The 12,800-nt window shown below is 64.5% G+C and carries 6 protein-coding genes, 1 tRNA gene and 3 pseudogenes; 3 read left to right on the top strand and 7 right to left on the bottom strand.

Annotated elements, in window-relative coordinates; all coding sequences use genetic code 11:
* Positions 1–608: 608 nt before the first annotated feature.
* Positions 609–1,163, top strand: a pseudogene (locus tag AC21LY_RS15025) (DEAD/DEAH box helicase family protein); the annotation flags it as partial.
* Between the two features lie 276 nt (positions 1,164–1,439).
* Positions 1,440–3,509 (top strand): annotated as a pseudogene (locus AC21LY_RS15030) (helicase-related protein); the annotation flags it as partial.
* Between the two features lie 244 nt (positions 3,510–3,753).
* On the opposite strand, the gene AC21LY_RS15035 reads toward AC21LY_RS15030, so the two are convergent.
* Positions 3,754–4,710: a DUF6615 family protein gene (locus AC21LY_RS15035; protein ID WP_489047316.1), complete on the bottom strand. Its 957-nt coding sequence runs from the start codon at positions 4,708–4,710 to the stop codon at positions 3,754–3,756.
* Between the two features lie 344 nt (positions 4,711–5,054).
* Entirely contained in the window at positions 5,055–6,482 is a 1,428-nt protein-coding gene (locus tag AC21LY_RS15040) for a hypothetical protein (RefSeq protein ID WP_489047317.1), read from the bottom strand.
* Between the two features lie 296 nt (positions 6,483–6,778).
* On the opposite strand from AC21LY_RS15040, the pseudogene AC21LY_RS15045 reads away from it, so the two are divergent.
* Positions 6,779–7,950, top strand: a pseudogene (locus AC21LY_RS15045) (integrase core domain-containing protein).
* Positions 7,951–7,997: 47 nt separating this feature from the next.
* On the opposite strand, the gene AC21LY_RS15050 reads toward AC21LY_RS15045, so the two are convergent.
* From AC21LY_RS15050 to AC21LY_RS15070, 5 genes are all read right to left on the bottom strand, one after another.
* A tRNA-Ala gene (locus AC21LY_RS15050) sits at positions 7,998–8,070 on the bottom strand.
* A gap of 88 nt (positions 8,071–8,158) precedes the next feature.
* The gene (locus tag AC21LY_RS15055; protein WP_489047318.1) at positions 8,159–8,899 is read right to left on the bottom strand and encodes a DsbA family protein; all 741 of its coding nucleotides are present in this window, start codon (positions 8,897–8,899) and stop codon (positions 8,159–8,161) included.
* A 44-nt stretch (positions 8,900–8,943) separates the two neighbouring features.
* Positions 8,944–10,584, bottom strand: a complete 1,641-nt coding sequence (gene pgm, locus AC21LY_RS15060) for a phosphoglucomutase (alpha-D-glucose-1,6-bisphosphate-dependent) (RefSeq protein WP_489047319.1) — start codon at positions 10,582–10,584, stop codon at positions 8,944–8,946.
* Between the two features lie 167 nt (positions 10,585–10,751).
* Positions 10,752–12,146, bottom strand: coding sequence for a GntP family permease (locus AC21LY_RS15065; protein ID WP_489047320.1), 1,395 nt, complete (start codon positions 12,144–12,146; stop codon positions 10,752–10,754).
* Between the two features lie 27 nt (positions 12,147–12,173).
* On the bottom strand, positions 12,174–12,800 hold the full coding sequence (locus AC21LY_RS15070) for a bifunctional 4-hydroxy-2-oxoglutarate aldolase/2-dehydro-3-deoxy-phosphogluconate aldolase (RefSeq protein WP_489047321.1): 627 nt from the start codon (positions 12,798–12,800) through the stop codon (positions 12,174–12,176).

Raw genomic sequence — 12,800 nt, forward strand, 5'->3', positions numbered from 1 at the left:
CCCGGTGCCGCCGTCAGTGCGGATGCGGGACCGAATACTAGCCATGGCGTGGACCGCATGCGGACCGGGCTACAACATGGTGTGGACCAACAAAAAGACCAGGTCAGAAACATCTTCTGACCTGGTCTTTTCTGTGGACCTAACAGGACAACTATCGAACCCCTCCAGCCCCACTTCACCGGATGCTTCAGTCGTAGCTGTCAACCTCGCCAAGACCCCGACGGCGGACGCCACACGAAAGCACTCTCCAACTGCGCTAGGAGTATCACCAGCGGGATGACACTCGTGGGAGTCGCCAGGCACATAGGGCATCGGCGACGACGCCGTACATCAGGCGGTGCTGAATCAGTGAGGTCGTATTCGGCCTCGGAGGCGTCGCCCGCACGCGGCCACATGCTGAGTGAGTAGCAGCCCAGCACCTGTCCTTTTCGGCCATACTGAGAACCGAGAAGTCGAGATCGGCACGCGACCGGAGTACTTCGTAGACCTAGGGACAAAGGAGTACCTACGTGGCGACGATCGAGTGCAAAGACATCGACGGCAATGAGCTGTGGTGGCTCGGCGAGGGTCCGGGAGCGCACGGCGACGAACCGCAGGACGGCGAAGTCGTGGAGGCCGCCCTCAAGGGGCGGTTTCGGTTCACGGCAGAGACCGAATCAGAAGTCGGGCTCCGCCAACCGCAACTCGGTGCACTGCATGCGATCTTGGCTTACCGTTCCACCGAAGAGCATGAACCGATCACAGTGGTGATGCCGACGGGGACCGGCAAGACGGAAACGATGCTTGCGACGTACTGCCACTCGCCGGCCCAGACTTTGGTGGTCGTTCCATCCGACGCACTACGCACTCAGATCGCGGAGAAGTTCGTGACCCTTGGGATACTACCCCACGTCCGTGCGGTCGTCGGAGACTTCTTGTGTCCCACTGTTCTCGTGCTCAAGAGCGGACTCCAAACTGTCGGTCAGGTTCGGCAGGCCCTGGCGGGAGCCAATGTGGTCGTGGCGACCGCGCAGGTGTTGAACGCGTGCTCGGAGGAAGCGCGTTCGTACCTTGCTATGTCGTGCCAACGTCTGTTCGTCGACGAAGCGCACCACTTGGGCGCCCGCACATGGAGGCAAGTCGTCGAGCTGTTCGATGCGCGGGAAGTTGTGCAGTTCACGGCGACTCCGTATCGCGAGGACGGGCGTCACCTCGGCGGCCGCATCGCCTATGCCTACCCGCTCCGCCTGGCCCAAGCACACGGTTACTTCGCCAGGATCAACTACCACTCAGTGATCGACCTCGCCGATCCCGACCGCGCCGTAGCCGCTGCTGCCGTCGAGCAACTCCACGCCGATATCGAAGCTGGGCTGGATCACCTTCTGATGGCGCGCGTAAGCTCCGTGGAACGGGCCAAGGAGATTGTCAAGCTCTACGAGGAACTCGGCTCTGAATTCGCCCCAGTTCGCATCGACACAGGAATGGCCGAGTCGACCCGCAGCAGGCACCGAGACAGGCTCTTCAGCCGCGGAAGCCGAATCGTCGTATGCGTCAATATGCTCGGAGAGGGCTTCGACCTCCCGGCTCTGAAGATCGCCGCGATCCATGACCCGCAAAAGAGCCTTGCCGTTACCCTGCAGTTCGTCGGACGCTTTACCCGCGTAGGCAACGAGTCTCTTGGAGAAGCCGCAGCATTCGTCCCCCTTCAAGTTGCTGGCGTCGACGAACGGCTCCGCAAGCTATACGGCGAGGACGCCGACTGGAACGAAGTAATCCGCGATTTGACAGAGCACGGTGTCGGACAAGAGAAGGACCGAACTGACTTCGAGGTTGCATTTGGATCGGTCCCTCGCGAAGTCGCCATGCGTAGCATCCATCCGAAGATGAGCACTGTCACGTACCGGTCCACGAAACCAGTGAACTGGAATCCCGAGAGCATCTACGACCTTTTCGACAACCGGCTGCTGACGACGCGGATCGGCATTAACAACATGGACAAGGTAGTTTGGTGGGTCTCGCGAGAAGCAACCCCCGTCAGATGGGGCGACTTCTCCAGCTTCAACGAACTCGTCCACCACCTTCACGTAGTGCATGTCGACGACGCCGCTGGGTTTCTGTACATCAACAGTACGAACAACGATTCGATGCACGAAGACATCGCCAAAGCCATCGGCGGCGACGACGTCACCCTGGTTAAGGGCGAAACGGTGTACCGAATCCTGTCCAAGGTTAAACGCCGAGTTCCGACCAACGTCGGCCTTCTCGACTCAGTGAGCCGCAACCGGCGCTTTTCCATGCACGTCGGCCAAGACGTGCTACACGCATGGCGTGGAGAAGGAGGCACAAAAATGAAGACCAACATCTTCGCCCACGGCTTTGCCGACGGCCGAACCGTGAGTTTCGGAGCGTCCCGCAAAGGACGCGTGTGGAGCCACGAACAAGCTAGCGACATCCACGACTGGGTCCGCTGGGCGACCCAGGTCGGACCAACGATTACGGACACCTCCATCTCCCTGGAGTCCGTCATGTCAGGCTTCCTGCTTCCCGAGCCGGCCCGGGAACGCCCACCGTACGTCCCCCTGTCGATTGAATGGCCACATCAACTCGTCGCAACGCTCAGCGAGCGGCGCAAGGTGAGCTACAAGAATCAATCGTTCTCCTTGCTCGACACCGAGCTCTCCTTGAGCGGTCACACGGCAGACCAGCCGCTACGGTTCAAGCTCAAGACGCCAGCATGGGAACTCGAATTTGAGTTCGATTTCCACGAAGACGACCCACCCACGATCCGCCCTGTTGCCGAAGACGCTCAGATCCTCACACCGGCGGGTGCAGGGAGCCTCGCGGCCTTCCTCACCGCGAACGGACTACTCATTACTTTCGAGGGCGAGACGATTCTCGTTGAACACGGATTCCTGCTGAGGCCGGACCGCGAGAGAAGACTTTTTCCGGTCGACGCTATCGAGACGATCGACTGGTCTGGCGTCGACATCAAGCGGGAGTCGCAGGGGGCGGATCGCGACCCTGCCACGATCCAGCACCGCGCGATTCAGGTACTCTCCGCGGAGGACGAGTGGGAGATCATCATCGACGATGACGGTGCCGGCGAACTGGCCGACATCGTCCTGCTGAAAAGAACCGAGGAGAGCCTCGAAGTCTTGGTGGCGCACTGTAAGTACTCATCCGGCGACAAGCCAGGCGGGCGAATCAACGACCTTTATGAGGTCTGCGGTCAGTCGATGAAGATGAATCGTGCAAAGTCGATCCCGGAACTGCTCACCAAACGGCTCTTCCGCCGAGAGCAGCAACGTCAGAACTCCGGAAAGAGTGGCCTGATCACTGGCGATATCGCAACCCTGGCCACCATCGTTCGAGAGTCACGCTACCGGACGCTCAATGTTTGCGTTGCGATCGTCCAGCCGGGGATGTCCAAGTCACTTGCGAGCGAGGACATGCGTGCTCTGCTTGGCGGAACCGAACGATTCCTCGTTGAGACACACGGTATGAGACTGCGTGTCATCGCAAGTCCGTAACGCACCAGTCGTCTTCGGCAATGCTATTGATCCGCACGCTGTCATAGACCTGCGAGCGCGTCCGCAGCACGGTTGCTGGGAGTCGCCGTGTCGATTAGCGGCGAAGCCTGTGAGGATGGCGGCGGCCCTGGCGTCAAGGCAATGTGGCCAGCCCCGGACCAAAGCTGCTCGCCGGGGGAGCAGGTAAGGCGCGGCAAGGACCATCGCGTTGAGACAGCCCAAGATGAGTCCACTAACAGCGCCCTCACCGTGGCAGACGTGTGACGACGATGCCAGCGACCCCTTCCGGCATATCACTCTCCAGATTCGCTGCGTCGATGCTGCCAGACTCGATTTCAAGTACGTACTCCGGCGGCGCCTGATGGAGCGGACCGAGCACATGCTCGAAGTAGGGCACACCAAAGTGACCAGTGTCGTCGGGAAGCTCACCGAAGACCGGACCAAGCCGGTCGTGCTTACCATTGCGAACGTGCACAGGATTCAAAGTCGGTGCGCTGAACTGTCCGGCGCGCACCGCCAGCACCTTGGCGATCGTTGATTTGGCCACCGCACGTGTGCCGTCTTGTCTCGTCCTCAGGAAGTCACCTAGTTCCGGCGCTAATTGCGTCACGAGCCCTCGGAACAGCCAGGAGTCGATAGGGGCTGGTCGATAGACCTCTTCCAAAGCGACCGATCGCGCATAGGTTTCCGTCGCATTTGTCACCGCCCACTCGTTCGCGAGCAACGCTGGCATTAGGGAGACTGTGCGCTTCACGCAGGAGACACAGTGGCGGCCAGCATGCGCCTCCGCACATGGCTCCCAATCGCGGTAGTCACCGGTTCCGAGGTAGAGCGCATACATGGGGACCAGCCCGAGTTCGTTCGCAGAACTCATCAGAAGGTCACGCTGGAGCTTAGTTGAATGACCGGCTCTGTAGTCGAAGCCGAAATGCCACGTATCATCCGCGATCGTCAGCCGCTTTGCCTGCACCAGCATGCCGTAGGCACTCGTACCGTCGACCCACCACCACACCCAGTCGGCGCCGCTGACGGATTCAGCCGGCTGAGTGAATGGCACCACCGTCACAGCCTGCGCAGCGTACGCCATTACCATCTCCGTGATGGCCGGCTCTGCCCAGCGGATACGCGCGCGCTCGCACGCCTGCATGTGTCGCCACGCCTCAGAGCGAGCCCACTTGAACGCCAGACTGATGGTTGTCACTCCCCCGCGATCCTCTCCGCCAGCCGTCACCATTCGGGGCTCGAACGCCGTACACCTTCGCGTGAGTCCTGCAGCGTTGGTATCGCTTCCGATCACCTGCGCCAACGACGCCTCGGCGACTCATACGCTCGGCTCAGCCAGTACAACTTGTGAATCTCGTCGGAATTGACGACACCAACATCCAATATACGCCCCGCTTTTGGCGGCGGTCCCAGTTGTAGAAGCCGACTACAGGCATTCCCGCACCCGGCTGCTCGGACACTACTTGTAGCTCTCGGCTCGCACTGGGGTCAAGTCCCTAGGGACTTGACCCCCGACTGCCCTAGACACGGCCGGGTGCGAGGCTATGCACCATCGGCGGCTCCGAACAGTGCGGCGCGATACTTCTCGTAAAACTTGTCCACCCGCCGCACATAGAGCCATCCTGCGACGCACCAGGCCAGCGCGAGAACGACACCGACGAGCATCAGGGCAACCAGCCCGTACGCCGCGATCTCGACAGCTCGCATACTCGTCCAGGCGATCCTGTCGAATACGAGAACTGTGACGTAGACCGCAGTGTTGACCACGATGACGACAAGCCCCGCACGCAGCCCAAACCCTCGTCGTGGCACGATAACGCCCGCGCGGATCAGCCGCTGACGCCGCGAGAACCATTCGCCCGCGGCAACCAACGCACTGACGAGGAACAAGAACATCGCCAGGCCGAGCGTCACTCGCGTAAAGAGGACAGCGCCCGGAAGCGGGACACTGATGATCGCCATGTTCAGGCAAGTGACGCCGAAGAGTACGATGAAGACCGCGAGGCCCACGGCCCTGATCCGCTCACTGAGGCGCAGGTGGATGAATCCGGCTGTTCGGCACATCCCCCAGGCCATCCAGAACATGCCTGCACCGAGCAGCGCAGAGAAGGTCCTGACTGACACCTCCTCCGGAATTTCCACCGACTCCGCGACGTTCTGCTGCACCTGCGCCAGCTTCCCGAATACGCCGGTTGCGTACAGCGATACCGTCGCGAACACGATCACGGTCGCCCCAATGATGCTTGTGATAGCTGCGCCGGTCCATTGACGCGGTTCCCCCCATACCGCGGTTGCCACTCGGGCGATGACCTGGGCGCTCACCAACCACACTGCACCTACCGTCGTCCAAACGCCGGCTGTACTCGCGATGGAAATCAGATCGGCGGTACGGCCAGTTGCACTTCGGCCGAGCCACAGGAAAGCGCCGATCACCACACCCGCGACAGGCGCGTAGATCAACACCCCAGCAAACAGCTGCTTCATCACCGGGGCATGCCTGCGCAACATCCAGATCACGCCGCGGATCGCCACTTCCAAGCCAGAAATGAACCGCGCGAACGACCACACCTTCGGCAGATAGCGAAGCCGCCCGACCCGCGAGGCTACCGCACGCTGGCGCCGCAAGACACGCAGCAACAGCACTCGCCGCTGAATCAGGAGCTCACCGGCAGTGACGTCACTGCTATCAGCGATCGCCGCGACAGCGGCCATGCGATCGATGTTGAGCTCATCCGCAATGTCGTCGAGTTCCTTCGGACCGAAGATCGAGTCCGCGCTCGAAGCGTCTGCCGCGTCCCATTTGTCCGCCCACATGCCCCGCCGAATGAGCTCGGCTAACGCGGTGCGCTGGAACGCCACCTCCCATCGCGCCGACCGCAACAGCGGCGCACCCAAGAACACCACCACCAGTGCATACACGATGATCGGCGTCACGAATAAGGACACAAGAACCGTCTGAATCACATTCATGCACGAGACGGTAGAACGCCACACCGACAAGTTCGTCCTACGAGTCCGGGACCGCGCTGAACTGTCTGGGCGCGCATCGCTGGGGCCCAACTCGCTCCGGTGAACTGTCACAAGCAACAACAAACCCCGGCCTTCGCTAAGCGACGGCCGGGGTTCGATCAAAACACATCAGGCCTCGAACCTGTGGAGCTAAGGGTGTCTGGGTTCACGACATATGTCACAGGTGATACGTCACCGATGAGTCGGGACATGAGTCGCACCCCGACCGACGGCGAAATCGGCGCGAGTGACCGTGCATGTCTCGCGCACGCGTCGCAGTGACGAAGGTCGTCTCCCACCAGCTCTCGGTCACCGACGCCGCCCGACAGTACGGATACTCACGCCGCCAGCTTCAACGATTACTCGCCCGCTACCGCAGCGGCGGCTTGACCCCCGCTCCCGACGCCCCAAAGGCAACTCCGCCACCACACCACAGGCGGTGGCGAGAAGATCATCAGCCTGCGGCACGACCACACCGCACGCGGCCTCGACGCAGGACCGCTGACCATCGCCTGGCACCTGCAACAAGACGGCCTGACAGCGCCGTCGACCTCGACAATCCGCCGGATCCTGTACACCGCCGGCCTCATCACTCCCGAGCCACGTAAACGCCTCAAGAGCTCCTACCTGCGGTTCGAAGCAGCGCAGCCGAACAAGACCTGGCAATCGGACTTCACCCACTGGCGGCTCGCCGACGGCACCGACGTCGAGACCCTCAATTGACTCGACGACCACTCCCGCTACCTGCTCTCCTGCACCCGCGCACCAGCCGGTGACCGGCGACGACGTGGTCACCACCTTCCTCGCCGCCGTCGAGCAGCACGGCGCACCCGCTTCGACCCTCACCGACAACGGCCGCGTCTACACCGCCCGATTCGGCGGCGGCCGCAACGCCTTCGAGTACTTACTGCCGCTGATCGGCGTCACGCGGAAGAACGGCTCACCCGGACACCCCCAGACCCAAGGAAAAGTCGAACGATTCCATCAGACCCAAAAGCGCTAACTAGCCGCCCACCCCCGGCACGCACACTCGATGAGCTGCAGAAACAACTCGACCAACTCCGCGAGCACTACAACGAGAAACGACCGCACCGCGCCCACGATCACACCACACCCGGCGCCGCCTACCGGGCCACCGAGAAGGCACTACCTGCGGCAACCCGCCCCGCCGGACACTACCGAGTGCGCTACGACCACGTCGACCCTCGCGGAAAGATGAGCCTGCGCCACGCCGGCCGAATGCATCACCTCGGCATCGGCGCCGAGCACGCCGGCAAACGCATCATCGCCGTCATCGACGACACCACCGTCACCGTCATTCACCTCGACACCGGCCAAGTCATCGCGACCAACCATCACGCCCGACACGAGCTACTGGCGCAACACGCAGAAAGCCCCCGGCCGATGGCCGGAGGCTTCCCAAAAGTGACATCTGTCGCGACTCATGTGTGACACATGACTCGACTCATCACACTGTGGAGCTAAGGGGACTCGAACCCCTGACCCCCACACTGCCAGTGTGGTGCGCTACCAGCTGCGCCATAGCCCCATATTCTGTTGTTCTCCTGCGGTTTCCCGCCTGGAGAACATTACAGGAGGCGCTTGATCTGTTCCAAATCAGCTGGTCAGCGCGGGTTTCAGCGGAGGAGCGGAGTCAGCCAGTCGCCCTGGATCGTGATCTTCTCGCCGTTGTGGACGACGGTCGGCGTGCCGGTGCTCCCGATCTCCTGCATGAGCTGGCTGCCGGCGCCAGCGTTCTGCGCCGACTCCACGGAGTACTTGCCCTCGCGGATAGCGGCGATCACGTCCGCGGGCAGCTCGACGCCCTGGGCCTTGGCACCCTCGGCGAAGGTGGTCGCGATCTCGGCGTTGGTCTTGTCACCCTTGCCCTCCTCGGGCTGGTTCGCGTACATCGCGGTGTGCGCGCCCATCCACGCCTTCTGCTTCTGGTCGTGCGGCAGCGAGGACTTCGCGATGGCCAGGAGGCCACCGCCGGCGCGATCGGAGTAATCGCCCGACGGGCTGCTGCGGTTGAGGAAGGACAGCATGAAGAACTTGATCTGCAGCGTGCCGTCCTCGATCGCCTTCGTGATCTGCCCACCGTACTGACGCTCCATGTTGCCGCACGCAGGGCAGTACGGATCCTCGAAGAAGGTCAGCTTCGTCTTCGCGTCGTCCTTGCCTAGCACGAAGACCGGAGTGGCCTTGTCGATCGCGGCCTGCGCCTTGTCGGCGGGCGTCCCCTCCTTGTTGCTCATCAGCAACACGCCGCCGATGACGACCACGATCACGACCAGGACGGCGATGCCGCCCAGGACGTAGGTCATGGTGTTGGACTGCTTCGCGGGAACGTACTTGGCGTTCTTACCCTTGCTCACGCCGACCACAATAGCGGCAATCGCCGAGTCCCCAGGTCAGACGCCTATCCTCCGAGCACCCCGTCGACGAGCGCCTTCGCCTCCGCCTGCACCCGCGCGAGGTGCTCGGCACCCCGGAAGGACTCGGCGTAGATCTTGTAGACGTCCTCGGTGCCGGACGGCCGCGCGGCGAACCAGGCGCTCTCGGTGGTCACCTTGAGGCCGCCGATGGGGGCGCCGTTGCCCGGGGCGCGCGTGAGCTTGGCCGTGATCGGCTCCCCCGCCAGCTCGTCGGCGGTCACCTGCTCCGGCGACAGCCTGGACAGCACCGCCTTCTGCTCGCGCCCCGCGGGCGCGTCCGTGCGGGCGTAGGCGGGCACGCCGTACCGCTCCCCCAGCACCGCGAAGTGCTGCGACGGGGACTTGCCGGTGACGGCCAGGATCTCCGAGGCCAGGAGCGCCAGGATGATCCCGTCCTTGTCCGTCGTCCACACCGATCCGTCGTGGCGCAGGAACGAGGCGCCGGCGGACTCCTCGCCGCCGAAGCCGACGGAGCCGTCGAGCAGGCCCGGCACGAACCACTTGAACCCGACCGGGACCTCCAGCAGCTTCCGGCCCTGCGCGGCGACCACGCGGTCGATCATCGACGAGCTCACGAGCGTCTTGCCCACCGCCGCGTCCTCGCGCCAACCGTTGCGGGAGGCGAACAGGTAGTCGATCGCGACCGCGAGGAAGTGGTTCGGGTTCATCAGGCCACCGTCGGGGGTGACGATGCCGTGCCGGTCGGAGTCCGCGTCGTTGCCGGTTGCGATGTCGTACTGGTCCTTGTTCGCGATGAGCGAGGCCATCGCGTTCGGGGAACTGCAGTCCATCCGGATCTTGCCGTCGGTGTCCAGGGTCATGAACGCGAACTGCGGATCGACCGTGGGGTTGACCACGGTGAGATCCAGGTTGTACCGGTCACCGATCGCGCCCCAGTAGCCCACGGCAGCGCCGCCGAGCGGATCCGCGCCGATCCGCACGCCCGCGTCGCGGATCTTGTCGAGATGCAGCACCGAGGGCAGGTCACCCACGTAGGAGTCGAGGAAGTCGAAGCGCCGCACCACGTCCGACGCCAGTGCCTGCGCCAGCGGGATCCGCCGGACATCGCGCAGCCCGCCCTCGAGGATCTCGTTGGCGCGCGCCGCGATCGCACCGGTCGCGTCGGTATCGGCCGGGCCGCCGGTGGGCGGGTTGTACTTGAAGCCGCCGTCCGCGGGCGGGTTGTGCGACGGGGTGACCACGATTCCGTCGGCCTCCACGCCGGAGTGCGTCCGGTTGAAGGTGAGGATCGCGTGGCTGAGCGCCGGGGTGGGCGTGTACCGGTCGTCGTGGTCGACGAGGGTCTCGACGCCGTTGGCCGCGAGCACCTCGACGGCGGTCTCCCAGGCGGGCTCGGACAGCAGGTGCGTGTCCTTCGCGAGGAAGAGCGGGCCCCGAATCCCCTGTGCAGCACGGTACTCGACGATCGCCTGCGTCGTCGCCGCGATGTGGTCGTCGTTGAAGCTGCCGTTGGTCGACGTACCGCGATGGCCCGAGGTCCCGAACGCCACCCGCTGATCCGGATCACCCGGATCCGGGGACACCGAATAGTACGCGGCCCGAACGGCTTCGACGTCGATCAGGTCCTCAGGAAGGGCCGGCTGTCCGGCACGTGCATGAGCCATCTTCAGTTTCACCTCATCACTCACGGAACGAGGCCGCGGATCGCGCGGCCCGGGTGTTCAACGTATCCCCGCGATCGCTTTCGCGCGGGAGAAGCGGCGGAGAAACCGTCACAGCCGACGACGCGCGGCGCCACGACGGCGTGAGCCGTCCCGGCGCCGCGCCGGCGTCAGACGAACGCCCAGACGATGAGGACCATCGCGAATCCCACCACGGACAGCACTGTTTCGAGCACGGACCAGGTCAGGAGGGTCTGCTTGACCGTCATGTTGAAGTACTTCGCGACGATCCAGAAGCCACCGTCGTTGACGTGGCTCAGAATGATCGAGCCCGCTGAGATCGCGATCACGATGAGGGCGATCTGCGCCTGCGAGTAGTTCCCCGCGGCCACGGTCTCACCAATGATGCCGGCGGTGGCGGTGATCGCCACCGTCGCCGAACCCTGGGCGATGCGGAGCGCGCAGCTGACCAGGTACGCGGAGACGATGAGCGGCAGCCCGAGGTCCGACATCGAGCTGGTGAGCGCGGTACCGACTCCGGTGGCCCGTAGCACCGCACCGAACAACGCACCCGCGCCGACCACCAGCAGGATCATGCCGATCGGCTTGAGCGCCGCGCCCGTCATCTCCGCCAACTGCACGGTGTTGATCCCGCGCCGGATCCCGAGCAGGTAGAAGGCCAGCACCACGGCGATGGTCAGAGCGATGGCGGGCGTGCCGAGGAAGACGAGGACCGCGAAGGGCCTGCTGCCGGGCGTGAGCCACACCGAGCCGAAGGTGCCGCCGAGGATCAGCAGCATCGGCACCGCGATGATGAAGGCGATGAGCGCCAGCGACGGCTTGTCCTCGCTGGCGTGCGCCTCCTCCGGCACGAACTCCTCCGGCACCTCGACGTTCACGCGCTTGCCGATCCACGCGCCCCAGACAACGCCCGAGGCGAACCACGCCGGGATACCGCAGACGAGGCCCATGATGATGATCCAGCCGAGCGAGGTGTGCAGCAGGCCCGCCGCGGCCACCGGACCGGGGTGCGGGGGCAGGAAGGCGTGCGTCATGGACAGGCCCGCGAGCATGGGCAGCGCGTACATGACGAGGGACTTGCCACCGCGCTTGGCGGCCACGTAGACCAGCGGCGCGAGGATGAAGATGCCGATGTCGAAGAAGACCGGGATACCCAGGATGAGACCGGTGACGCCCATCGCGAGCGGAGCGCCCTTGGGGCCGAAGATCTTGAGCAGCCAGCTGGTGAGCACATCGGCGCCGCCGGAGCGTTCCAGGATGGCGCCGAGCACCGTGCCGAGGCCGATGATCGGGGCGATGTGCCCGAGGATCCCGCCGAAGCCGGTCTCCAGGATCGATTGCGCCGCACCCTTCTGCGGCGAACCCACGAGCTTCTCCACGGAGACGCCCGCCACCAGCGCGAGCCCGACGGAGACGATGATCAGCGCGATGAAGGGCTCGAGTTTGATCTTGATGATGAGGAGCAGCAGGACCGCGATCGAGACCGCGGCGAGGGTCAGCAGACCCCCGGTGCCGTGCTGCAGCCAGTCGATGGCCGAGGACATGGGAGGTTCTCCGTTTCTAGAAGGGGACTACAGCGCGGCGACGAAACGGGCGGCGCGGGTGGTGATGTCGGCCCAGTCGCCGGCGGCGACGGTGTCGGGGGGCACGACGGACGTGCCGGCGCAGACGGCGACGGCGCCGGCACCCAGGAACTCGCGGGCATTGGCCTCGCTGACGCCGCCCGACGGCAGCAGCGGCAGGCCGGGGAACGGGCCGTGCAGATCCTTCAGGTAACCCGGGCCGAAGGCGCGGGCGGGGAAGATCTTCACCGCCACCGAACCGAGGGCGGCGGCACGGGCCACCTCGGTCGGGGTCAGGGCGCCCAGGAAGACGGGGACGCCGAGGTCCCGAGCGGTCTCCGCGACCTCCTCGTTGACGTCCGGTGTGACGAGGAACCGCGCTCCGGCGTTCACGGCGTCGCGGGCCTGCGCGGCGGAGCGCACCGTGCCCACGCCGAGGTTGGTGCCCTCGACGTCCGCGGCCCGCTCGAGATGCCCGAGCACGCCGGGCGTGGTGAAGGTCAGCTCGACGGTGCGGATCCCGCCCTCGGCGAGCGCGCGGCACAGGGCCGCCGCGTCGGGGAGTTCGGGGGCGCGCACCACGGTGAGCGCGCGGTCGGCGGCCAGCGCGTCGAGCAGGCCGGATTGGTCGTTCAC

The organism is Tsukamurella sp. II2bb, from assembly GCF_057815145.1.

Bases quoted from the DNA above. Each gene is read 5' to 3' on its own strand.
- AC21LY_RS15065 (WP_489047320.1), bottom strand. From the start codon at position 12,146: ATGTCCTCGGCCATCGACTGGCTGCAGCACGGCACCGGGGGTCTGCTG.
- pgm (WP_489047319.1), bottom strand. From the start codon at position 10,584: ATGGCTCATGCACGTGCCGGACAGCCGGCCCTTCCTGAGGACCTGATC.
- AC21LY_RS15040 (WP_489047317.1), bottom strand. From the start codon at position 6,482: ATGAATGTGATTCAGACGGTTCTTGTGTCCTTATTCGTGACGCCGATC.